This window comes from Mycolicibacterium arenosum (genome assembly GCF_024320865.1).
GTDB lineage: Bacteria > Actinomycetota > Actinomycetes > Mycobacteriales > Mycobacteriaceae > Mycobacterium > Mycobacterium arenosum.
The window spans coordinates 303420-326251 of sequence record NZ_JANDBD010000003.1; the positions used below are offsets into that span (position 1 = coordinate 303420).

Annotated in this window: 22 protein-coding genes; 13 read left to right on the plus strand and 9 right to left on the minus strand. The window is 67.4% G+C overall.

The features are described from left to right. Positions 1–49: 49 nt before the first annotated feature. The gene (locus tag NM203_RS08630) at positions 50–946 is read right to left on the minus strand and encodes a class I SAM-dependent methyltransferase (RefSeq protein ID WP_255059423.1); all 897 of its coding nucleotides are present in this window, start codon (positions 944–946) and stop codon (positions 50–52) included. A 16-nt stretch (positions 947–962) separates the two neighbouring features. After that, positions 963–1850 (minus strand): oxygenase MpaB family protein, encoded by an 888-nt coding sequence (locus tag NM203_RS08635; protein WP_255059424.1) that lies wholly within the window; start codon positions 1848–1850, stop codon positions 963–965. A gap of 81 nt (positions 1851–1931) precedes the next feature. On the opposite strand from NM203_RS08635, the gene NM203_RS08640 reads away from it, so the two are divergent. Further along, the gene (locus tag NM203_RS08640; RefSeq protein WP_255059425.1) at positions 1932–2552 is read left to right on the plus strand and encodes a TetR/AcrR family transcriptional regulator; all 621 of its coding nucleotides are present in this window, start codon (positions 1932–1934) and stop codon (positions 2550–2552) included. A 4-nt stretch (positions 2553–2556) separates the two neighbouring features. On the opposite strand, the gene NM203_RS08645 is transcribed toward NM203_RS08640, so the two are convergent. Beyond that, positions 2557–3135, minus strand: coding sequence for a VOC family protein (locus NM203_RS08645; RefSeq protein WP_255059426.1), 579 nt, complete (start codon positions 3133–3135; stop codon positions 2557–2559). Between the two features lie 91 nt (positions 3136–3226). Here NM203_RS08645 and NM203_RS08650 point away from each other — a divergent pair, with 91 nt between their 5' ends. The 4 genes from NM203_RS08650 to NM203_RS08665 are packed head-to-tail and all read left to right on the plus strand — an operon-like array spanning position 3227 to position 8190. Beyond that, complete coding sequence (locus tag NM203_RS08650; RefSeq protein WP_255059427.1) at positions 3227–3853, plus strand: TetR/AcrR family transcriptional regulator; 627 nt, start codon at positions 3227–3229, stop codon at positions 3851–3853. Beyond that, complete coding sequence (locus NM203_RS08655; RefSeq protein WP_255059429.1) at positions 3850–5022, plus strand: alpha/beta hydrolase; 1173 nt, start codon at positions 3850–3852, stop codon at positions 5020–5022. Before NM203_RS08650 ends, NM203_RS08655 begins: the two co-directional genes overlap by 4 nt. Then, entirely contained in the window at positions 5019–5966 is a 948-nt protein-coding gene (locus tag NM203_RS08660) for a 2-hydroxyacid dehydrogenase (protein ID WP_255059725.1), read from the plus strand. The genes NM203_RS08655 and NM203_RS08660 overlap by 4 nt, the downstream gene beginning before the upstream one ends. A 43-nt stretch (positions 5967–6009) precedes the next feature. Further along, on the plus strand, positions 6010–8190 hold the full coding sequence (locus NM203_RS08665) for an acyl-CoA dehydrogenase family protein (protein WP_255059430.1): 2181 nt from the start codon (positions 6010–6012) through the stop codon (positions 8188–8190). On the opposite strand, the gene NM203_RS08670 is transcribed toward NM203_RS08665, so the two are convergent. Next, entirely contained in the window at positions 8150–8668 is a 519-nt protein-coding gene (locus NM203_RS08670) for a MarR family winged helix-turn-helix transcriptional regulator (RefSeq protein WP_255059431.1), read from the minus strand. The genes NM203_RS08665 and NM203_RS08670 overlap by 41 nt on opposite strands. Before the next feature lie 81 nt (positions 8669–8749). Between NM203_RS08670 and NM203_RS08675 the strand changes: the two genes are divergently transcribed. The 4 genes from NM203_RS08675 to NM203_RS08690 all read left to right on the plus strand — a co-directional run bounded on the left by NM203_RS08675 (position 8750) and on the right by NM203_RS08690 (position 13025). Next, the gene (locus NM203_RS08675; protein WP_255059432.1) at positions 8750–9394 is read left to right on the plus strand and encodes an FMN-dependent NADH-azoreductase; all 645 of its coding nucleotides are present in this window, start codon (positions 8750–8752) and stop codon (positions 9392–9394) included. 54 nt (positions 9395–9448) lie between these two features. Next, positions 9449–10369: a LysR family transcriptional regulator gene (locus NM203_RS08680; protein ID WP_255059433.1), complete on the plus strand. Its 921-nt coding sequence runs from the start codon at positions 9449–9451 to the stop codon at positions 10367–10369. Positions 10370–10474: 105 nt separating this feature from the next. Then, positions 10475–11974: an APC family permease gene (locus tag NM203_RS08685; protein WP_255059434.1), complete on the plus strand. Its 1500-nt coding sequence runs from the start codon at positions 10475–10477 to the stop codon at positions 11972–11974. Between the two features lie 31 nt (positions 11975–12005). Beyond that, positions 12006–13025, plus strand: a complete 1020-nt coding sequence (locus NM203_RS08690; RefSeq protein WP_255059435.1) for an aminotransferase class IV — start codon at positions 12006–12008, stop codon at positions 13023–13025. A gap of 1 nt (position 13026) precedes the next feature. Here the strand turns inward: NM203_RS08690 and NM203_RS08695 are convergent, their stop codons facing one another. Further along, entirely contained in the window at positions 13027–13818 is a 792-nt protein-coding gene (locus NM203_RS08695) for an SDR family NAD(P)-dependent oxidoreductase (protein WP_255059437.1), read from the minus strand. Between the two features lie 29 nt (positions 13819–13847). Continuing rightward, on the minus strand, positions 13848–15578 hold the full coding sequence (gene fadD2 / locus NM203_RS08700; protein WP_255059439.1) for a long-chain-fatty-acid--CoA ligase FadD2: 1731 nt from the start codon (positions 15576–15578) through the stop codon (positions 13848–13850). A gap of 103 nt (positions 15579–15681) precedes the next feature. Between fadD2 and ligD the strand changes: the two genes are divergently transcribed. Both ligD and NM203_RS08710 read left to right on the plus strand, forming a co-directional pair. Then, the gene (gene ligD / locus NM203_RS08705; RefSeq protein WP_255059440.1) at positions 15682–16917 is read left to right on the plus strand and encodes a non-homologous end-joining DNA ligase; all 1236 of its coding nucleotides are present in this window, start codon (positions 15682–15684) and stop codon (positions 16915–16917) included. A gap of 162 nt (positions 16918–17079) precedes the next feature. Further along, on the plus strand, positions 17080–17517 hold the full coding sequence (locus tag NM203_RS08710) for an STAS domain-containing protein (RefSeq protein ID WP_255059441.1): 438 nt from the start codon (positions 17080–17082) through the stop codon (positions 17515–17517). Positions 17518–17621: 104 nt separating this feature from the next. On the opposite strand, the gene NM203_RS08715 is transcribed toward NM203_RS08710, so the two are convergent. Both NM203_RS08715 and NM203_RS08720 read right to left on the minus strand, forming a co-directional pair. Then, positions 17622–18290: an NAD(P)H-binding protein gene (locus NM203_RS08715; RefSeq protein WP_255059442.1), complete on the minus strand. Its 669-nt coding sequence runs from the start codon at positions 18288–18290 to the stop codon at positions 17622–17624. Then, on the minus strand, positions 18287–18718 hold the full coding sequence (locus tag NM203_RS08720; protein ID WP_255059443.1) for a VOC family protein: 432 nt from the start codon (positions 18716–18718) through the stop codon (positions 18287–18289). The genes NM203_RS08715 and NM203_RS08720 overlap by 4 nt, the downstream gene beginning before the upstream one ends. A gap of 59 nt (positions 18719–18777) precedes the next feature. On the opposite strand from NM203_RS08720, the gene NM203_RS08725 reads away from it, so the two are divergent. Beyond that, positions 18778–19290 carry a hypothetical protein gene (locus NM203_RS08725; protein ID WP_255059445.1) on the plus strand — a complete coding sequence of 171 codons (513 nt, stop codon included), beginning with the start codon at positions 18778–18780 and terminating at the stop codon, positions 19288–19290. Position 19291: 1 nt separating this feature from the next. Here the strand turns inward: NM203_RS08725 and NM203_RS08730 are convergent, their stop codons facing one another. After that, positions 19292–19738 (minus strand): MarR family winged helix-turn-helix transcriptional regulator, encoded by a 447-nt coding sequence (locus NM203_RS08730; protein ID WP_255059446.1) that lies wholly within the window; start codon positions 19736–19738, stop codon positions 19292–19294. A gap of 203 nt (positions 19739–19941) precedes the next feature. Between NM203_RS08730 and NM203_RS08735 the strand changes: the two genes are divergently transcribed. Next, positions 19942–22824 (plus strand): MMPL/RND family transporter, encoded by a 2883-nt coding sequence (locus NM203_RS08735; RefSeq protein WP_408633316.1) that lies wholly within the window; start codon positions 19942–19944, stop codon positions 22822–22824. Positions 22825–22832 lie beyond the last annotated feature (8 nt).

A 22832-nucleotide genomic window follows, 5' to 3' on the forward strand; every position in this document is an offset into this window, starting at 1 on the left:
ATAACTTAGCTGTCGAGACTCACGGGTCAGCGACGGCCGGTGAGGCCCGTCACCCCTTGATGGCGCTGACCAGGGTGATCGACGCGGCCATCGGCCCCGCATCGGGGTCGTCCGTCGGGATGGGCCTACCCAGCCGGTCGAGGTAGTCGAGCAGCGGGGTGGGCTCGGCCCGCCAGCCGTGCTCGCCGAACCACCGATCCGCGGGCGCGTGCTGCTCGTTGTAGACGAGGGTGAAGAAGGAGCCGTCCTCCCCCGCCGCGCGTTCCTCGGCCTTCTTCGCCTCCCACGCCGCCGCGGGCATGGGCGTGCCCTCCTCGACCGCCACCCTGCTTCCCGGCGCCGCCAACCGGTCGATGCCGTCGAAGAGTTGCTGCTGAGCCGCGGCGGGCAGGTAGATGAGCAAACCCTCGGCCAGCCATGCGGACGGTCGGGACGGGTCGAAGCCCGCGTCCGTCAGCGCCCGTGGCCAGTCGTCCCGCAGATCGATGGCGACCTCGCGGCGGTCGGCGCGCGGAGGTTCGTCGGCGAGCGCCCGCCGTTTGAAGTCCAGCACCTGCGGTTGGTCGAGCTCGTAGACGACGGTGTCCGCGGGCCAATCCAATCGGTACGCCCTGGAATCGAGGCCCGCGGCCAGGATCACGACCTGGCGCACGCCGGCCTCTGCCGCGTCGCGGAAGTACGCGTCGAAGTACGCGGTGCGTGCGCCCTGGAACGAGGTGAAGTGCTCGCCGAAGCCGGAGCGCAGCCGGCGGGGCCCCGGTCCACGGGTGGTGTTGTCGAGCACCTCGGCCCATTCGCCGCCCGCGGCACGACAGAACACCTCAGCGAAGGGATCGACCGCGAGCGGCTGGGGCTTCTGCGCCTCGAGTGCGCGGGCCGCCGCGACGAACAGTGCCGTCGATCCCACGCTGGTCGTGATGTTCCAGGAGTCGCCGTCGGTGCGCATGCGCGCGAGGCTACGCCTACACCAGCGGACGGCCGGTTCGGATTCGCCAGTCCAGATCCCGGAGCATCCAGTTGAACGGTAATCGCCGTACGGGCCGCGGCATCAGCACGTAGACCCGACCGACCGTCGCCATGATCCGGTTGAACCGGCGCTGCTTGTCGTCGTCCCACGCCAGCCGCATCTCCTCGCGGAAGCGTTGCGGCAGAAAGCCCGTCGTCATGAAGAGGTTGATCGCGTCCAGCCGGCCCTGTATCGGTTTCGGCAGCGCGACGTTGCCGATGCGCCCGGCGGCGATCGGCCACAGGTACGCGTGCACCGCGTCGTCGATGTGGATCAGTTCGAGGGACTGCTGCCAGTACTCGTCGAACGCCTTGCGATCGGCGGGCCACATCTCGGCGGGCACCTGCAGCGTGGTGCCGAGCGTCATGCCCTTGCGGTAATGATCGTCGGCGGTCCGGTCGTCCATCTCGCCGACGAAGATGCGATACACGTCGATGAACCCCTTGTAGAGGCACGCGGCCACCCACATCTGGAGGTCCTTGTCGAACGCGTTGTACTTCACCGGGCTGTCGGGAAGCGAGTGCACCTGGGCGTGCGATCGGTTCACCGCGCGCCGATAGGTCGCCTTCTGCTCGTCGGTGCCCGCCAGCGCGACGGCGAGGTAGGTGAACGTCGTCCTGGCCCGCTTGATCGGATGCCGGTCCGCGCGCCCGCTTTCGACGCGGCTGTCCTTGACTCCGTAGCCGACCCCCGGCCGTGCCAGTTCCATGATCACGTTGGCCGGGCCCGACAGCAGTCCGATGCCGAGCATGGCCTCCTCCGAGGACGCCAGGCGCCGCGGTGGGCGGCGGCCACCGGGCAGCGCGGGGTCGTTGATCGCGCGTCCAACGTGGTCGACCGGCATCGTCGCTCCCTTGCTCACAAATCTGCTAACACGTGTGAGCAGATATTGCCCGGCACACTCGACGGGTGTCAAGATGGTCGGGTGCCTCAGGACCGTCCGTACCGCGGCGTGCACGCCGACGAACGTCTCGCACAGCGCAGACGCCGCTTCGTCGACGCGGGCGTCGAGTTGCTCGGCGGCGCCGACGATCCGCCTGAACTGACGGTTCGCGCCCTGTGCAGACAGGCCGGCCTGGCGGCGCGCTACTTCTACGAGAGCTTCGCCGACAAGGACGTCTTCGTCGCGGCGGTGTTCGACGGCGTCACCGCCGACATCGCCGCGACGACGCAGGCCGCCGTCGCCGCCGCGCCGCGCGACGAGCAGAACCGGGCGGGCATCGCGAACCTGGTGCACACCATCGCGGGCGACGCCCGCATCGGCCGACTGCTGTTCAACCCGCGACTGTCGAACGCCGTGCTCGCGCGCAAGCGTGCCGAGATGGGGGGCTTCTTCGCCCTGCTGTCGGGCCAGCACGTGACGAGCGCCTACGAACTACCGGACGACGGCGCGACGACGGCGTTGGCCCACTTCGTGGTCGGCGGCGTCGGCCAGACCATCAGCGCCTGGGTGTCGGGCGACGTCGACCTCGACGAGGACCAGCTGGTCCGGCAGCTCGCCCGGATTCTCGACGGCCTCGCGTCGCCGCATCTGCTGCGCGACTAGCGGCTCAGGTCGCGGCTACCGGCGGCCGTCGGTCCGCATCAGTCCTCGGCACCGTGACGATGTCGCTCTCGGTGAATTCCTTGGTCCAGCAGGCGAACTCGAGCGTGATGCCGTCCGGGTCCTGGAAGTAGAACGATCGCACGTAGACGCCGGGATGCACGGTGGCCGACACCTGCGCCGGACTCTCGTCGTGGTTGAGCACCGGGCCGACGCGCACCCCCTTGTCCTTGAGCCGCTGCCGGTAGGCGTCGAACTTCTCGGCGGGCACGTGGAACGCCAGGTGGTTGAGCGAGCCGACGGCGCTGACGATCTCGCCGATTCCGGGGATGGCGGCGGGTGCCGAGATGCCCGGCACGCCGTCGGGCGCGGCGGCGAACCAGAAGAACGCCACGCAGTCGCCGTTACCCGCGTCGAAGAAGAAGTGCTGGCCCATGCCACCGGGCAGGTCCAGCAACTTCACCAGCGGCATGCCGAGGATGTTGGTGTAGAAGTCGACCGTCTTCTCCATGTCGGCGCAGACCAGCGCCACGTGGTTGATGCCGCCGAGTTCGAACTCGCGATTCTCGTTGTGGGGCTTGATCACGTCGCAACTCCTCGATCACCATGGGCTGAGGTCTGGTCAAGATCAGGATCTGAATCTAACATCAGATTCAGATCGGAGAAAGGGGCCGTCGATGACCGTTGCCCCCGGTGATCGGCTACCGACGAGCCGCGGCCGACAGACCAGGGCGGCCATCGACACCGCAGCGCGCGTGGTCGTCGCCCGCAAAGGCATCCTCGCCACCACGATCGCCGACATCGCCGCCGAGGCCGGCCGGTCGACGGCCTCGTTCTACAACTACTACGACTCGAAAGAGGCCATGGTCCGCGACTGGGCCGTGCGCTTCCGCGAGGAGGCCCGCGAGCGCGCCCGCGCCGCGGGGGAACCCGATCTCACCGACGCCGAACGCTCCCACCGCGCCGCTGCCGCCCACTGGACCACCTATCGGCACCGCCTCGCCGAGATGATCGCGGTATCGCAACTCGCCACCGTCAACGACGACTTCGCGCACTACTGGGCCGAGATCTGTGAACTGCCCATCAGCCTGATCACCTCGATGATTCAGCAAGCCCAGGAACGGGGCTTCTGCCCGGACGACGACCCGCACCTGACCGCGGTCGCCCTGGTCTCGATGCTCAACCAGTTCTGCTACACGCAACTCAGCGGGACCGGCGCCGAGACCGCGGACGACGACGCGTGCATCGCCACGCTGGCCAAGGTCTTCCACCGCACCATCTACCACCGGGGGATTCCGTTATGACAACTGGGCGAGCGGAGCGACGGGAAGTGACGCAGAAGAACTCGGGCAGCTCGACGCCGGGAGTGACGCGGGAGTTCATCGGCATGGACTCCCCGACGGCCCGCCGCGCCGGTTCCGGCGGGCATCCGTGCCAGGGCGTCTACTACCGCGGCGTCGGCCGCAAGCCGAAGGTGGCGATGATCGCCGCGCACTATCAGATCGACTTCTCCGAGCACTACCTCGCGGACTACATGGCGACTCGGGGCATCGGCTTCCTCGGCTGGAACACCCGGTTCCGCGGGCACGAGACCAGCTTCCTACTCGACCACGCGCTCGTCGACCTCGGTGTCGGGGTCCGGTGGTTGCGCGAGGTCCAGGGCGTGGAAACGATTGTGCTGCTCGGTAACTCAGGCGGAGGCTCACTGATGGCGGCCTACCAGTCGCAGGCCGTCGAGCCCAACGTCACGCCGCTCGAAGGGATGCGGCCCGCGACGGGTCTCACCGAACTGCTGCCCGCCGACGGGTACATCGCGAGCGCCGCCCACCCCGGCAGGCCCGACGTGCTAACGGCGTGGATGGACGGCTCCGTCGTGGACGAACTCGACCCCGTCGCAACGGACTCGACGCTCGATCTGTTCGCCGAACAGAACGGCCCGCCGTTCTCGGCCGACTTCGTCAAGCGCTATCGCGCCGCCCAGGTGAAGCGCAACAACGCCATCACCGACTGGGTGGTGAAGGAACTGAAACGCGTTCGGAAAGCCGGCTTCTCGGATCGACCCTTCACGGTGCACCGGACCTGGGCCGACCCTCGCATGGTGGACCCCGCGCTCGAACCGACGAAGCGCCCCGCCAACACCTGCTACGCCGGCACCCCCGTGAACGCCAACCGGTCGGCGTACGGTATCGCCGCGGCGTGCACCCTGCGCAACTGGCTGGGCATGTGGAGCCTGCGCACGGCTCAGACCCGCGCGGAACCGCACCTCGCGCGGATCGACTGCCCGGCCCTGGTGATCAACGCCGAACAGGACACGGGCGTGTACCCGTCCGACGCCCAGCGCATCCACGACGCGCTCGCCGGCACCGACAAGACGCTGTGCGCGGTCGACACCGACCACTACTTCACCACCCCCGGCGCGCGGAGCGAGAAAGCTGACATGATCGCCAAGTGGATAGCGAAGCGGTGGCGATAACAGTCCTGGCCCATTTCACGCCCGGTGACAAGGTGCTGAACTTACTTGCACCGCACTCTGATTGGCTCGACGTGCGGTACTGCGCAGAGGACGATGACGACACCTTCCACCAATTGCTTCCCGATGCCGAGGTGATCTGGCATGTGCTGCGCCCGCTCTCCGGGGCCGACCTCGAGCGGGCCACGCGCTGCCGGTACGTCCACAAGCTGGGCGCAGGCGTCAACACCATCGACGTCGACGCGGCGACCCGCCTCGGGATCGGCGTCGCCAACATGCCGGGTGCCAACGCTCCGTCGGTCGCCGAGGGCACCCTGCTGTTGATGCTCGCCGCGTTACGCCGACTGCCGGTCCTGGACCGGGAGACCAAGGCGGGCCGCGGCTGGCCGTCGGATCCGACCCTCGGCGAGACCGTGCGCGACATCGGCGGATGCACCGTCGGCCTGGTCGGGTACGGCAACGTGGCCAAGCAGGTCGAGACGATCGTCGCCACCCTGGGCGCCGACGTTCTGCACACCAGCACCCGTGACGACGGGCATCCCGGCTGGCGATCGCTGACCGATCTGCTGGCGGCGAGCGACATCGTCTCGCTGCACCTGCCGCTGACCGACGCCACCGCGGGGCTCATCGGCGCCGCACAACTGGCCGCCATGAAGCCGCAGGCCGTCCTGGTCAACACCTCCCGCGGGCCGATCGTCGACGAACCCGCGCTGATCGACGCGCTGCGAACCGGCCGGATCGCCGCCGCCGGTCTCGACGTGTTCGCCGAGGAACCGGTGCCCGCCGACAACCCGCTGCTGACGCTCGACAACGTGGTCGTGACGCCGCACGTGACCTGGTACACCGCCGACACCATGCGGCGCTACCTCGAGGTCGCGATCGACAATTGCGAACGCCTTCGTGACGGCCGGCACCTCGCGAACTTGGTAAACCAGGTGGCGAGGTAGTCTCGGACCAACCGACCGGTTAGCCGAGTACGAAGAGGTACCAATGCCCATCGCGATCCTTTCCGAGCACAACGACCTGGCGGATTCCGTTCGAGACCTGGTCAAGCGCGTCGCGCCGTCCGAGGTCCTGCACGAGGCGCTGGAAACGCCGGTGTCCAACCCGCCGCCGTACTGGAAGGCCGCCGCGGAGCAGGGCCTGCAGGGCGTCCACCTCTCCGAGGCGGTGGGCGGACAGGGCTTCGGCATCCTCGAACTCGCCATAGTGCTCGCCGAGTTCGGCTACGGCGCAGTGCCCGGCCCCTTCGTCCCGTCCGCCATCGCGAGCGCGCTGATCTCGGCCAACGACGCCGACGACAAGCGTCTCGAGGGCCTCGCCTCCGGTGACGTCATCGCGGCGTACGCCATCGACTCCGGCCTCACCGCCACCCGGCAGCGTGAAGGGCTCGTCATCCGCGGTGAGGTGCGCGCCGTGCCCGCCGCCGCCCAGGCGTCGCTGCTCGTCCTGCCCGTCGCGATCGACAGTGGCGAGGAGTGGGTGGTGCTGGACGCCGACCAGGTGGAGATCGAACCCGTCGCCAGCGTCGACCCGCTGCGCCCGGTCGCTCACGTCCGCGCCAACGCCATCGAGGTCGGCGACGACAGCGTGCTCTCCAACCTCAGCCGCACCCGCGCGCGTGCGGTGATGTCGACGCTCCTGTCCGCGGAGTGCGTGGGCGTCGCCCGCTGGGCCACCACCACCGCGGCCGAGTACGCGAAGATCCGCGAGCAGTTCGGTCGGCCGATCGGCCAGTTCCAGGCGATCAAGCACAAGTGCGCCAACATGATCGCCGAGACCGAGCGTGCGACGGCAGCCGTGTGGGATGCGGCGCGCGCCCTCGACGAGGACCCCGCGGACAGCAACTTCGAGTTCGCCGCGGCGGTCGCCGCCACCCTCGCTCCCGCCGCCGCACAGCACACCGCACAGGACTGCATCCAGGTGCACGGCGGCATCGGGTTCACGTGGGAGCACGACACCAACGTGTACTACCGGCGGGCCATCGTGCTCGCGGCCTGCTTCGGCCGTGCGGCCGACTACCCACAGCAGGTGGTCGACGTCGCCACGTCCACCGGCATGCGCCCGATCAACATCGACCTCGACCCCGACACCGAGAAGCTCCGCGAGCAGATCCGCGCGGAAGTGGCGGCGCTGAAGGCGATTCCGAGCGACGAGCGCGTCACCGCCATCGCCGAGGGCGGCTGGGTGACGCCGCACCTGCCGAAGCCCTGGGGTCGGGCCGCGGCGCCGATCGAGCAGATCATCATCGCCCAGGAGTTCGCGACCGGGCGGGTGAAGCGACCGCAGATGGGCATCGCGGCGTGGATCATCCCGTCGATCGTGGCGTACGGCACCGACGAGCAGCAGCAGCGCTTCCTGCCGCCGACGTTCCGCGGCGAGATGATCTGGTGCCAGCTGTTCTCCGAGCCGGGTGCGGGTTCCGATCTAGCGAGCCTGACGACGAAGGCCACCAAGGTCGACGGCGGCTGGCGCATCACCGGGCAGAAGATCTGGACCACCGGCGCGCAGTTCTCCCAGTGGGGTGCGTTGCTCGCCCGGACGGACTCGAGCGCGCCCAAGCATCAGGGCATCACGTACTTCCTGCTCGACATGGAATCCGAAGGCGTCGAGGTGAAGCCGCTGCGGGAGCTCACCGGCAACGCGATGTTCAACACCGTCTTCATCGACGACGTGTTCGTGCCCGACGACATGGTGCTCGGTGAGGTCAACCGCGGCTGGGAGGTCAGCCGCAACACGCTGACCAACGAGCGCGTGTCGATCGGCAGCAGTGAGCCGCCGTTCCTCGCCAGCCTCGACCAGTTCGTGGAGTTCCTCTCCACGGGCCAGTTCGACCAGATCGAGCAGCACGACGCGGGCAAGCTGATCGCCGAGGGCCACGCCGCGAAGCTGCTGAACATGCGCTCCACGCTGCTGACGCTGGCCGGCGGTGATCCGATGCCGGCCGCGGCGATCAGCAAGCTGCTGTCGATGAAGACCGGCCAGGGCTACGCCGAGTTCGGTGTCTCGTCGTTCGGCACCGACGCCGCGATCGGCGACCAGGGCGAGTTGTCGGGCAAGTGGTCGGAGTACCTGCTCGCCGGCCGTGCCACCACGATCTACGGCGGCACGTCCGAAGTGCAGCTCAACATCATCGCCGAGCGTCTGCTCGGACTGCCGCGGGATCCGTAAGGCGCACAACGTCTTCTGCCGGGTGGCCGGCCCATTGGCCGTCGGCCTCACCGACGGCCCTTTGGAGGAGGGCGTGCAGCGTCCCCCGCTGATAGTCATCGAGTGACGAGAGCACGCGTCGCTCGACGGTGATCAGGACGTCCTCGACGGCGTCCAGCTTCTCGCGTCCCGCCTGCGTCAACGCCACGGTGTGCCGCCGCCTGTCCTCGGGTGACCGGTGCCGCTCGACCAGACCGTCGGATTCGAGTTCGTTCAGCAATCCGACCACGTTGGTCGGATCGATGCTCAACAGCTGCGCAAGCTCGGCTTGCGGTCGCGCGCCGAGACCACGCAGCAGCGTCAACGCAATGAGGTGCCGCGCTCGCAGGCCGAAGCGCTCGAGTTCAGCCTCCGATTCGGTGCGGAGTCGCCGAGCCAGATGATCGATCAACGGCCCCGACAGGTGCCGACCCGTGGAGACGATCGGCAGCTCAACCATTCCCACATCGTAGGGAATGAATCGACTGTCTACGTGTTGGATATAGTTTGTACTACACAAACCATTAACTAAGGATCAGTCATGGCCCACCTTCTCCACATCGACACGTCAATCCAGGGCGACCAGTCGGTCAGCCGCCGACTCACCGCGAGGGCCGCGGATCGGTGGCGCGCCGCGCATCCCGACGGAACGGTGACCTACCGAGATTTCGCCGTCGATCCCATTCCGCACCTCGACGCCGAGGGTGGACTGGCGCTGATGATCCCGCCCGCCGAGCACACCCCGGCCCAAGCGGCCACCTACGCCCGCAGCGTGGAACTGATCGGCGAGGTCACGCACGCCGACGTCCTCCTGCTCGGGCTGCCGCTGTACAACTTCGGGCCGCCCAGCACGGTCAAGGCCTGGGTGGATCACCTCGTCGCGGCGGGACTGTCATTCGATCCGCAGTCGGGCAACGGACACCTCGGTGGCACCCAGTTCGTCGTATTGGCCTCGCGCGGAGGGGGTTACGGACCCGGTACGCCTCGCGACGGCTGGGATCACGCCGAAACCTGGCTACCGCACGGCGTGTCGATGACGGGCCTGGAACCGCGGTTCATCACCGCGGAGTTGACGCTGGCCGACCGGAACCCGGCGATGGCCGAGCTCCGCCCGCTGGCGGACCAGAGCCTCGCCGATGCGGAGGCGGCAATCGACGGGCTGTGGGCGAGAACAACGGTCGGGTAGACCGCCAGTCGGTCCGGTGGATCCCGCACAGCCCGGCGTGACACTCTTATCCGGATGAGCGCCGAAGTCACGCTGCGTCAGTTGCGGTACTTCGCCGTGCTCGGAGAGGAACTCAACTACCGGCGCGCCGCCGAACGGCTGTTCATCACGCAGCCCGCGCTCTCGACGGCCATCAAGCAGCTCGAGCACACCTTCGGCGTGCAGCTCTTCACCCGAAACACCCGTGAGGTGTCGCTGACCGACCTCGGTGCGGCGTGGCTGCCGCAAGTGCGGCAGGCGCTCGCCGGTGTCGACGCCGTCGTGGACAACCTCGTCATGTTGTCGGGCACTCGGCAGGGCGTGGTGCGGCTCGGTTACCTGATCGGGACGGGCGCCGATCTGCTGTTCCGATTGGTTCGGCACTTCGAGGCCGCGTACCAGGACGTCACCGTCGAGCCGATCGAGTTCGACTTCGGCGACCCCACAGCGGGTTTGGCGAGCGGGACCACCGAGGTGGCGATCATCCGGCCGCCCGTCGACCTACCGGATCACCGGCTCATCATGCTCGATTCCGAATCATGGGTGGCGTGTCTGCCGCGCGATCACCGACTGGCGCATCGGACGGAGGTCGCAGTCGCCGAACTACTCGACGACCCCATCGTGTGCGCACCGCTGACCGCGGGCACCTGGCGCGACTACTGGATGGCGATGGACGTGCGCGGTAACCGCCCACCGACCATCGCCGCCGTCGCGGCGACCTACGAAGCCGAGACCACGTCCATCGCGCGCGGTCTCGGCATCAGTTTCACGTCGTCTTCGGTGGCTCGGTTCTACGACCGGCCCGGCATCGTTTACGTGCCGATAACAGATCGGCCGCCGAGCTACACCGCACTGGCGTGGAACCCCACCGTGCTGACTCCACAAGCGGAAGCCCTGGTCAGCCACGTCCAAGAACACTGGAACTTCGGTGATCAGCCCCCTGCCGACGCAGACTGATAAACGGACGTTATGAGCAGATCAAAACATTGAACTTCCGGTGAACGCCAGCCGGGGCTTGTCTGTCATCAGTCGCTATCCCACCGGATTGACTTTGGAGTCCTCATGACCGACACCCCCGTCCGCCCCACCGATTCTCCACCGCCGACCCTCAACGCCGAGGACGCCAAGCTCGAGCAGTTCGGCTACACGCAGAAACTCGACCGCTCCGTCGGCCGGATGGCGTCCTTCGCCATCGGGTTCGCGACGATCAGCGCGACGACCGCCGTCTTCACCGGCTTCGGCGCGGGGTACTTCACCGCAGGCGCCCCGTTCGTCTGGACCCTGCTGCTCGCCGCCGCGGTGTTCCTCATCTGGGTCGTCATCGCCGCCGACCTCACTGCGAAGATCCCGCTGGCCGGTTACGCGTACCAGTGGACCAGCCGCATCCACGGCTCCAACCTCGCCTGGTTCACCGGAGTGATGGCCCTGGGCGGCTGGATCTGCGGCATGACAGGCGTCGGATTCATCCTCTCCGGCTATCTCGGGGGACTTTTCGGCTTCGCCATGACCCAGACCACGCAGATCCTCGTCGCCATCGCCGTGATGGCCGTCTGCATGCTCGTCAACCTCTACGGCGTGCGGTTCGCGACGATGGTCAACAACATCGGCGTCAGCCTGGAGTTCGTCATCACCATCGGCGCCACGATCCTGGTTGCGATCGTGGCCTTCTCCTCGCCGGACAATCACCAACCGTTCTCGGTGTTGTTCACCGGCGGGACCTCCGAAGGCAGCACACCCTACGTGCTGGCGTGGTTGGCCGCCTCCCTGGGACCGTTCTTCGGCTTGATCGGGGTGGAGGCCAGCGCCGACGTCGCCGAGGAGACCATGAACGCTCGGCACGTCATCCCACGGACGATGTTCTACGCCCTGACCGCCTCCATCGTCATCGAGTTCCTCATGTACGTCGTTTACGTGCTGGCTATCAAGGACGCCGCAGCCGTCGAAGCCAACGGCGCCGCTCCCATCGAGGAGATCATCACCCAGCAACTCGGACCCGTGGTCACGAAAATCGTTGTCGCGGTGGCGCTCACAAACGTGATGGCATGCATCCTGGCCAACATCCTGGTCGCGACGCGGTTGACCTACTCGATGGCCCGCGACAACATGCTGCCGTTCTCCAACGTGTGGCGACACGTGTCCCCGAGCAACCGCACGCCCACCTACGCCGTGCTCGGACTGTTCGGCTTCTCCACGCTGCTGCTTCTATTGGCCCTCGTCAGCGAGAAGGCGTTCTTCCTCATTCTCGGCCTGTCGGCACTGGCGGTCTTCGCCACCTACGTGCTGCAGACCGTCGCGCTGATCATCGGACACCGCCGAGGTTCCATCCCCGCCGCCGAACCGGGCACGTTCGATCTGGGCCGGGCTCGCATGCCGATCTACATCGTCGGGCTCATCGCGTTCTCCCTCGTGTGTGCGGCGCTGCTCTTCCTGCCGCAGTTCGCAGGCAACAAGTGGGTGTTCCTCGGCCTCGTCGCCCTTGCCGGCCTCTGGGCGGTCACCGGGCTGCGCAAGCGGTTGGCCAACGGCGAGGCGGGACCCGACTTCGCCAAGAACCATCTCTGAACCTGAATCACCTGAAAGGGCAACACCTCTCATGACCATCACCCCGACACTCGGAACCTCCAACCTGGTCGCCGTCGAACCCGGCGCCATCCGGGAGGACACCCCACCCGGCTCGGTGATCCAGTACAGCGACTACGAACTCGACACGACCAGTCCGTTCGCGGGTGGCGTGGCGTGGATCGAGGGCGAGTACATGCCCGCCGAGGAAGCCAAGATCTCGATCTTCGACACCGGCTTCGGGCACTCCGACCTGACCTACACGGTCGCACACGTGTGGCACGGCAACGTCTTCCGGCTCGGCGACCACCTGGACCGACTGCTCGACGGCGCCGCCAAGCTGCGCCTCGACGCAGGCATGTCCAAAGCCGAACTCGCCGAGATCACCAAGAAGTGCATCTCCATGTCGCAGCTTCGCGAATCGTTCGTCAACCTGACCGTCACCCGCGGGTACGGGAAGAAGAAGGGCGAGAAGGACTTATCCAAGCTCACCCACCAGGTGTACATCTACGCGATTCCGTACCTGTGGGCCTTCCCGCCCGCCGAGCAGATCTTCGGCACCACGGCGATCGTCCCGCGCCACGTGCGCCGGGCCGGCCGCAACACCGTCGACCCGACGATCAAGAACTACCAGTGGGGCGACCTCACCGCGGCCAGCTTCGAAGCCAAGGACCGAGGCGCACGCACCGCGATCCTTCTCGACTCCGACAGCTGCGTCGCCGAAGGCCCCGGCTTCAACGTGTGCATCGTCAAGGACGGCAAGCTGGCGTCGCCGTCGCGAAACGCGTTGCCGGGCATCACCCGGAAGACGGTGTTCGAGATCGCCGACGCCATGGGAATCGAAGCCACCCTGCGCGACGTCACCAGCCACGAACTCTACGAAGCCGATGAGTTGATGGCGGTCACCACCGCGGGCGGCGTCACCCCGATCAACTCACTCGACGGTGAGGCGATCGGGAACGGCGAGCCCGGCCCGATGACCGTCGCCATCCGCGACCGCTTCTGGGCGCTGATGGACGAGCCGGGTCCCTTGATCGAGGCGATTCAGTACTGACCTACGGCAGGATCGAGTCGACGTATCCCCCGTCGACGCGCAGGGCACCGCCCGTCGTCGCCGATGCCAGTGGCGAGGCCAGGTAGGTCACCATGTTGGCGATCTCCTCGGGCTCGATCAGCCTCTGCAGCAACGACTGCGGGCGGTGCTTGCGCATGAACTCGCGCTGCGCCTCGTCCCACGGCAGATCCTTGTCGACAAGCTGGTAGACGAAGTCCTCGACGCCTTCGGTGTGAGTCGGCCCGGCGATCACCGAGTTCACCGTCACGCCCGTGCCCGCCGCGTCCTTGGCGAAGCCGCGCGACACCGCCAGCAGCGCGGTCTTGGAGACGCCGTAGTGGATCATCTCCGCGGGCGTCACGATGGCCGAGTCACTCGCGATCTGAATGGCCCTGCCCCAGCCGCGTTCGACCATGCCCGGCAGGTAGGTCCGGATCAGGCGCACCGCGGCGAGCACGTTCACCTCGAAGTAGGTGCGCCACTGCTCGTCGGTGATGTCGCCGGCCGGCACCGCTTCGAAGATGCCGAGATTGTTCACCAGCACGTCGACGCGGGGCACTTGGCTCAACAGTTCATCGACACCCTCCGCGCTTGCCACGTCGACAGGCACTCCGACCACGTCGGCACCGGTCGCCTTGCGGATCTGCGCGACCGCGGTGTCGACGCGATCGGCGGAGCGGCCGTTGACGACGACCTTCGCGCCGGCGTCGGCCAGCCCCTTGGCGATGGCGAAGCCGATGCCCTGCGTCGAGCCGGTGACGAGTGCGGTCTTACCCGAGAGATCGATGTTCACGGGTTCTGACTACCACCCGTGCGCCGAAACTATTCCGACTCGGCCTTCTCGTCGGGCTCGACCTTCTCGCCCTTCACCTCGGCCGTCTGGCCGTCGACCTCGTGCTTGGCGAGCTCGCGCTTGAGGATCTTGCCGGTGGGGTTACGCGGCAGTTCGTCGATGAAGATGACCTCACGCGGCACCTTGTACCTGGCGAGGTTGTCCTTGACGTAGGACTTGATGGTGTCCTCGTCGACGGTCGCGCCGTCGGCCTTGACGACGAAGGCGCGCAGCCGGTGGCCCCACTCCTTGTCCTCGACGCCGAGCGCCGTCGCCTCGATGACCTCGGGATGACCGCTGATGAGGTCCTCGACCTCGGCGGGGAAGACGTTCTCGCCGCCGCACACGATCATCTCGTCGTCGCGGCCGCTGACGTAGAGCAGACCGTGCTCGTCGAAGTAGCCGACGTCTCCCGACGACATCAGCCCGTCGATGATCGCCTTGTGGCCGCCGCCGGTGTAGCCCTCGAACGGGAAGGTGTTGCCGACGAAGATGCGGCCGACCTCCCCCTGCGGGACCTCCTTGCCGTTGTCGTCGAAGAGGCGCACCTTGACGCCCTTGACGACGGGGCCGACGGTGGCCGGGTTCTTCGAGAGGTCCTGCGGGCGCGCGATCGTGGCGAACGCGATCTCCGTCGACCCGTACAGGTTGTAGACGACGGGACCGAGGTCCTTCATCGCCCGCGTGGCGAGCTCACCGCCGAGCTGCGACCCGGACACGAAGACGATGCGCAGGCTCGACAGGTTCGGCTTCGGACTGGTCTTCTCCAGCTCGTCGAGGATGCGCGACAGCATCACCGGCACCACCACGAGCGCTGTGACGCTGTGCTTCTCGATGTCCTCGAGCACGTGTGCCGGCTTGAAGCGACGGCGCAGGACGAGTGTCGACCCGAGCATCATCGCGATGGTCGCGTGCAGCAGGCCGAGCGCGTGGAACATCGGCGCGGGCAGCGACGTCACCTCGCCCGCCTTGAAGGGCACGTGCGACAGCACGCCGCCGATGGGCGCCAGCGACGGCGGGGTGCTGCGGTTGGCGCCCTTGGGGGTGCCCGTCGTGCCGCTCGTCAGGATGATGATCTTCGCGTGCTTGTCGCTCTTCGGCGGCGGATCGGTTCTGCTGCGCTTGACCAGGTCCGCGAGCGTCTCGTCGGTGCTCTCCGACGGGCCGTCCTTGTCGGGGTTGGTCGGCAGCGCCCGCAGCTTGCCGAGCGGCGGGTCGGAGGCCGACACGGCGGCGGAGTACTCGTCGTCGTGGATGATCAGCTTGGCGCCCTCGCGTTCGGACACCTCCTTGATCTGCGGGCCGGAGAACTCGCTGTTGAGCAGGATGATGCGGGCGCCGGTCCGGGCCGCCGCGTAGAACGCGATCAGGAACCAGCGGTGGTTGCGAATCAGCAGGGCGACGCCGTCACCGTTTCGGACCCCCAGCGCCAGCAGCCCGTTGGCGGCCGCGTTGATGGCGTCGTTGAGCTCCTTGAACGTGATCTCGCCGTCGTCGTCGATGACGGCCGTGCGATGCGGCGTCCGGCGTGCGTTGAGCGCCGGGATCATGCCGAACTCGCCCCACTTGCGGATGGCATCAGCCATCACGAGCAGGTTCTGCGGAGGTTCCAGCTTGAACGCGCCCGCTTCGAACATCTTGCGGGCGTAGTGCAGTTCGGCGGCACCGCGGTCCGCGTATTGCAGGACCTTCGCGGGCAGCAGGTCTGAGACGTTCACCATGTCGCCCACCCTATGTGACCGGTGTCGAGTCTCGGCCCGGTTCACCGACGAGCGCTCGCGCGAGGAGCCGACAGCTGTGAGTGGTCACAACTAACATGGCGTCATGGCGACCGCGCTGTCCATGGAGGTGGGCGGTAGAACGCTGAAGGTCACCAACCCGGACAAGATCGTGTTCCCGGACGCCGGCGTCACCAAGGGCGACCTCATCGACTACTACCTCGCCGTCGCCGACGGCGCGCTGCGCGGGGTCACGGGCAGGCCGATGATCCTCAAACGCTTCGTCAAGGGCATCGCGGAGGAGGCGATCTTCCAGAAGCGCGCACCCGAGAAGCGGCCCGAGTGGATCGAGGTCGCCGAGCTGAAGTACCGCTCGGGGACGTCGGCCAAGGAAGCGGTGCTGCGCGAAGCGGCGGGGCTGGTATGGGCGGTGAACCTCGGCTGCGTCGACCTCAATCCGCACCCGGTGCAGGCCGAGGACCTCGAGCATCCCGACGAGCTGCGCGTCGACCTCGATCCGATGCCCGGCGTCGAATGGCAGCAGATCGTCGACGTGGCACTGGTCGCGAGGGACGTGCTCGCCGACTACGGGCTGACCGCGTGGCCGAAGACGTCCGGATCCCGCGGCTTCCACATCTACGCGCGCATCCACCCGAACTGGCCGTACCGACAGGTGCGGCTCGCGGCCGAGACGATCGCCCGTGAGGTCGAGCTGCGGGCCCCCGACCTCGCCACGGCCAAGTGGTGGAAAGAGGAGCGCGAGGGCGTCTTCGTCGATTTCAACCAGAACGCGAAGGACCGCACCGTCGCATCCGCCTACTCGGTGCGGTCGCGCCTCGATGGGCGGGTCTCCACGCCGCTCTTCTGGGACGAGGTGGCCGGCTGCAGGCCCGAGGCGTTCACGGTCGCGACGGTGCCCGCCCGCTACGCCGAACTCGGCGATCCGTGGGCGGGCATGAACGACGCCCCCGGTGGCTTGGACGGATTGCTGGGGCGGGCCGAGGAGCTGGGTCCATCAGAAAAGCGAGTGAAGGCGTCCGAAAAATCCAGCGGGACCGGGCGCCGGGAGAGTTCCAAGCCGCTGATCGAGATCGCCCGCACCAAGACCAAGGACGAGGCGATGGCCGCGCTGGACGTCTGGCGTGCCCGCCATCCGGCGGTGGCCGAGCGATTGGAGCCGGTCGACGTGCTCGTCGACGGGATGCGCGGGCCGAGTTCGATCTGGTATCGCATCCGGATCAACCTCCAGCACGTCCCCGAGGCTCAGCGCCCCCCGCAGGAGGATCTGATCGCGGATTACAGCCCCTGGGAGAACTACTCCGGCGCCCAGTGGCAGCGCTGAGTCAAACGCGCGCGCAGCCTTTGCCAGAGATTTGCCACAAATAGTTCTTAGCGAAGTATTAGTCGCTACTCAAGGGTAGGCCAACTTGCGTGGATACCTTCAGTAACAGAAGCAAGCGACGTTGCCGTCGCAGCCAATCCACCGGACTGAAGGGAGTGCACCGTGACCGACAACGTTCATGGCTTCCGATATGGGAATCCGGCACAGGCATGCGACCTCGCCCAGATGAGCGCACTGTGCCGACAACTCGCCACCGTGGTGTCGATCAGCGGAGTGCTGGACGACACCAACGTTGCCCGCGCCACCGAGTACGCCACCCGATATGTGTTGTGCGAGAAGCCTTTCGTGCTCGATCTGGGTGACGTCGAGGAGTTCTCCGACAGCGCCATCGCGCTGCTGTACGCGATCGACGACGCCAGCTTCGACGAGGGTGTCGAATGGGCCGTCGTCGCCAGCCCCGCGGTACTCGACGCCATGCGCCACTACGGAAACCCCGCCGACTTCCACACCGTCGACTCGGTGCCCGACGCCCTGCACCACTTCGCGGATGCGACCGCCGCCCGGCGCCGCCTGCTCCCCATGCTCGCCAAGACCGCCTGAGAGAGGAACATCATGTTGCTCGACGTTCGTTGGCTGATGCGGGTCCTTCGGGGCCGCAAGCCGCTCACCGCCCACCGCCCGGCCCTCGAGAGGGCCGCGGCCGCTTAATCCGACAGCGCCGCGACGGCGTCGCGCACCGGGGTTACACCGCCGATCAACTCGAAGGTGCGGCCCGCGGTGCCGGGACTGTCCAGTACCGCAACCAACACCGCCGCGACATCGGCCCGCGGGATACTCCCCCGTCCGGTCTGCTCGGCGATCCGAACCAGGCCGGTCCCCGCGTCATCCGTGAGCAGACCCGGCCGCACGATCGTGCTGCGCAGCGCGTCGCGACTCACCACGTAGTCGTCCGCCTCGGCCTTGGCCCGCAGGTACGCCGCGAACACCGGATCCGAGGTCTCGTCGTCGGCACGGCGATCGGCGCCCATCGCCGACACCATCACGTAGCGCACCACGCCCGCCGCGATCGCGGCGTCGGCCAGCAGTACCGCCGCGGCGCGGTCGACGGTGTCCTTGCGTGCGGCGCCGCTGCCGGGGCCCGCCCCGGCGGCGAACACCACGGCGTCGGCCCCGTGCAGTCGATCGGCGACGTCGTCGACGGTGGCGCTCTCCAGATCGAGGACGACGGCGTCGGCACCCGCCCCTTGCACGTCGGCGGTGTGCTCGGGGTTGCGGATGAGTCCGGTGACGGCGTTACCGCGGTCAGCGAGCAGACGCTCTAGCAGCAGGGCGATCTTGCCGTGGCCGCCGGCGATCACGATGCGACCACTCATGACGCGAACACCTGCGAATCGTCGGCGAAGGCTTTGAACTCCAACGCGTTTCCCGCCGGGTCGCGCAGGAACATGGTCCACTGCTCGCCGGTCTCGCCCTCGAAGCGCACATACGGTTCGATGACGAACTCCACCCCGGCGGTGCGTAGCCGGCCGGCCAGTTCGTGGAACCGGTCGACGGTCAGGATCAGCCCGAAGTGCGGAACCGGGACGTCGTGCCCGTCGACGGGGTTGTGCACCGACCGCGTTCGCTCCGGCGCCAGATGCGTGACGAACTGGTGGCCGTGCAGGTTCCAGTCGACCCACGTGTCGGCGCTGCGTCCGCGGTCGAGGCCCAGTACGTCGCCGTAGAACCGGATGGCCGCGGCCAGGTCGTCGACCGGCACGGCGAGGTGGAATCGAGGGAGCGGCGAGTCGAGAACGGTCATGGCCGTGCAACGCCTCAACGGCACCGCCGGTTCCGGCGCCGTTTTCGTATGGCTTACCGTTGTATATTCAGTACCGTGACGGACAGACCCGCTGTGCTGCGCCCGTACCTGGCGGTGCTCGGGCCGACGCGCACGACGTCGTCGAGTCGGCGGGCGGGCTGATCTGCGATCGGGTCCGACAGGGCTGGCGGGTGACGATTCGGGTGCCCGCGGGCGCGGACATGCGGCCGCTGCGCGTGCTCGGCGCGGACATCGAGGACGGCGCACCCGAGCGGGACCTGCGCACCGCGCTGCTGACCTCCGCAGCGCTGTACACGACCGACCGCTCCATCCGGTCGGAGGTCGACGCGGCGCTCGCGACGAAGACCACCGAGGTCCTCCTGTGGGGAACGGCCGCGGACCTCGGCGCCGTACGGTCCGTCACGCACCGCCTCAGCGGGGCCGCGCTCGCGTTCAAGTTCCAGGCGCTGCTCGCCGCCGCGCTGCCCGCTGCCGCCGTCGAGCCGACCGAGGCGTTTCGAACCGCGTGCGCACTCGACGTCATCGCTCGCGAACTGGACGTGGCGGGCTGAGCTAGCGGCAGGCCTCCGCGTCGACCAGCCCGGTGACGATCGGCAGCACGACGTGCGCGGCGAGCCGTAGGCCGTCGCGCTCCTGCACCGAGAGCCCCTCGACCGCGTCCCGCAGCCGAGCGCGGACGGCGTTCTCCTGCTCGAGCACCAGCTCGCGGCCGCCGTCGGTGATCGTCACGAGCGCGGCCCGCCGATCGGCGGGGTCGACCGACCGCTCGACGAGGCCACGACGCTCCAGACGCTGCACCAGCTGGGTCATCGACGGTTGGCTGATGTCGACCAGAGCGGCGAGCACGGTAAGCCGGACCGGCCCCTCAGCGTGCAGCCGGTAGAGCACCGCCGACGCGGTCGGACTCAGCTGGGCGCGATCGAACAGGTAGCGGGTCATCAGCATCGTCGTCTGCGCGAACGCGTCGTGTATCGCCTCGACGTCGTCATCCAGGGCCACGGACGCAAAATACATCACGGCACTATGCATCGACGATGATCGACGTGCGGGGGCCGGCCGCACACATCGTGCGACCGGGACCTCATGCGTCTCACGATGTGACGTAAACCGTTGTCCTTCAAGGTGTGTAACGCACATCACGCCCGATTCCGGCCGAATGGGGTGCGACTTGCACGTATAACGATTAGCCCTACTATATACGTGTGCTAAGCAAAGGTGACCCGGCCACCGACGTGATCCCGCCCGCGAGGCACTCTGCGCATCCGTTCATCCCCCGCATGATCCGCACTCTGGCCGTACCGATCATCATCGGCTGGGTACTCGTCATCGCGGTGCTGAACGTCGTGGTGCCGCAGCTCGAGGAAGTCGGCAAGCTGCGCTCGGTGTCGATGACGCCCGACCAGGCGTCGTCGATGATCGCGATGAAGCGCATCGGCGAGAACTTCCAGGAGTTCACCTCCAACAGCGCCGCGATGATCGTCCTCGAAGGCGACAAGCCCCTCGGCCCCGAGGCGCACGCCTATTACGACCAGCTGATCGACAAGCTGGAGGCCGACACCCAGCACGTCGAACACATCCAGGACTTCTGGAGCGACCCGCTCACCGCATCGGGCTCGCAGAGCGCCGACGGCAAGGCCGCCTACGTCCAGGTGTACCTCCGCGGTAACCAGGGTGAGTCGCTGGCCAACGAGTCCGTTGAGGCCGTCAACCAGATCGTGCATAGCGTGCAGGCGCCGCCAGGCGTGACCGCGTACGTGACGGGTGCAGCAGCGTTGGCCGCCGACCAGATGACCGCCGGCGACAGCAGCATGCGACTGATCGAGGCCGTCACCTTCACCGTCATCATCGTGATGCTGCTGCTGGTCTACCGATCGATCGTCACCGTGCTCATCACCCTGGTGATGGTGGTGCTCGAGCTGGCCGCGGCGCGAGGCGTCGTGGCCTTCCTCGGATTCCACGAGATAATCGGCCTCTCCACGTTCGCCACCAACCTGCTCGTCACGTTGGCCATCGCCGCCGCAACGGATTACGCGATCTTCCTCATCGGCCGCTATCACGAAGCGCGGGGTGCGGGCGAGGATCGCGAGGCGGCGTACTACGACATGTTCGAGGGCACCGCACACGTCATCCTCGGCTCCGGCCTGACGATCGCCGGTGCGACGTTCTGCCTGTCGTTCACCAACCTCCCGTACTTCCAGACCCTCGGCGTGCCGCTCGCCATCGGCATGGTGGTCTGCGTTCTGGCCGCCCTGACACTGGGGCCTGCCGTCATCTCCGTGGCGAGCCGGTTCGGGAAGATCCTGGAGCCGAAGCGCGCGATGAAGAAGCGCGGCTGGCGCAGGGTCGGCGCGGCCGTGACCCGCTGGCCCGGTCCGATTCTGATCGCCACCATCGCGTTGTCGCTCGTCGGCCTGCTGACCCTGCCCGGCTACAAGAACAGCTACAACGACCGGCTCTACCTGCCCTCCGACGTGTCCGCGAACCAGGGCTTCGCGGCCGCCGACAGGCACTTCTCCCCCGCGCGGATGAACCCCGAACTACTGATGATCGAGACCGACCACGATCTGCGGAACTCGGCGGACTTCCTCGTCATCAACAAGATCGCCAAGGCCGTCATGGCGGTGCCGGGGATCAGCGAGGTGCAGACCATCACGCGGCCCGAGGGCAAGCCGATCGAGCACACCACGATCCCGTTCCAGCTGTCGATGCAGAGCACGACGCAGATCATGAACCAGAAGTACAACCAGGACATGATGGCCAACATGCTCAAGCAGGCCGACGAGATGCAGAGCACTATCGACTCGCTGACGAAGATGTCGGCGCTCACCGAGCAGATGGCCGCAGTCACCCACGAGATGGTCGCCAAGACCAAGGCGATGACGGTCGACATCGCCGAAGTCCGGGACAACATCGCGAATTTCGACGACTTCTTCCGGCCCATCCGCAACTACTTCTACTGGGAACCGCACTGCTACGACATCCCCGGCTGCTGGGCGCTGCGTTCGGTGTTCGACACGCTCGACGGCATCAACACCCTGACCGACGACATCCAGCAGCTGGTGCCCGAGCTGGAGAAGCTCGACGCGCTGCTGCCGCAACTGGTTGCGCTGATGCCGTCGCAGATCGCGACCATGAAGTCGATGAAGACGATGATGCTGACGCAGTATCAGACGCAGAAGGGCCAGCAGGATCAGCAGGCCGCCGCGTCGGAGAACTCGTCGGCAATGGGCGAGGCGTTCGACAACGCTCGCAACGACGACTCCTTCTACCTGCCGCCGGAGACGTTCGACAACCCGGACTTCAAGCGCGGCATGAAGAACTTCATCTCGCCGGACGGCAAGTCGGTGCGGTTCATCGTGTCGCACGAGGGCGATCCGCTGACGCCCGAGGGCATTTCGCATATCGACGCCATCAAGCAGGCTGCCAAGGAGGCGGTCAAGGGCACGCCGCTGGAGGGGTCGACGATCTACCTCGCGGGCACCGCGGCGACGTTCAAGGACATGGCCGACGGCTCGACGTACGACCTGATGATCGCGGCCGTCGCCGCGCTGGCGCTGATCTTCATCATCATGCTGATCATCACCCGCGCCGTCGTCGCGTCGGCGGTGATCGTCGCCACCGTCGTGCTGTCTCTCGGTGCGTCGCTGGGCCTTTCGGTGCTCATCTGGCAGCACCTGCTCGGTATCGACCTGCACTGGATGGTGCTGCCGATGTCGGTCATCATCCTGCTGGCGGTCGGCGCCGACTACAACCTGCTGCTGGTGGCGCGGTTCAAGGAGGAGATCCACGCCGGCCTCAACACCGGCATCATCCGCTCGATGGGCGGCACCGGTTCGGTGGTCACGTCAGCCGGTCTGGTGTTCGCGTTCACGATGATGTCGATGGCCGTCAGCGATTTGACGGTGATCGGGCAGGTCGGCACGACGATCGGCCTCGGCCTGCTGTTCGACACCCTGGTGGTGCGGTCGCTGATGATGCCGTCGATCGCCGCGCTGCTGGGCAGGTGGTTCTGGTGGCCGCAGATCGTCAGGCAGCGACCGCGCCCGGTGCCGTGGCCCGCGCAACCGCACGCGCGCACTGTCTAAGTTGGGCC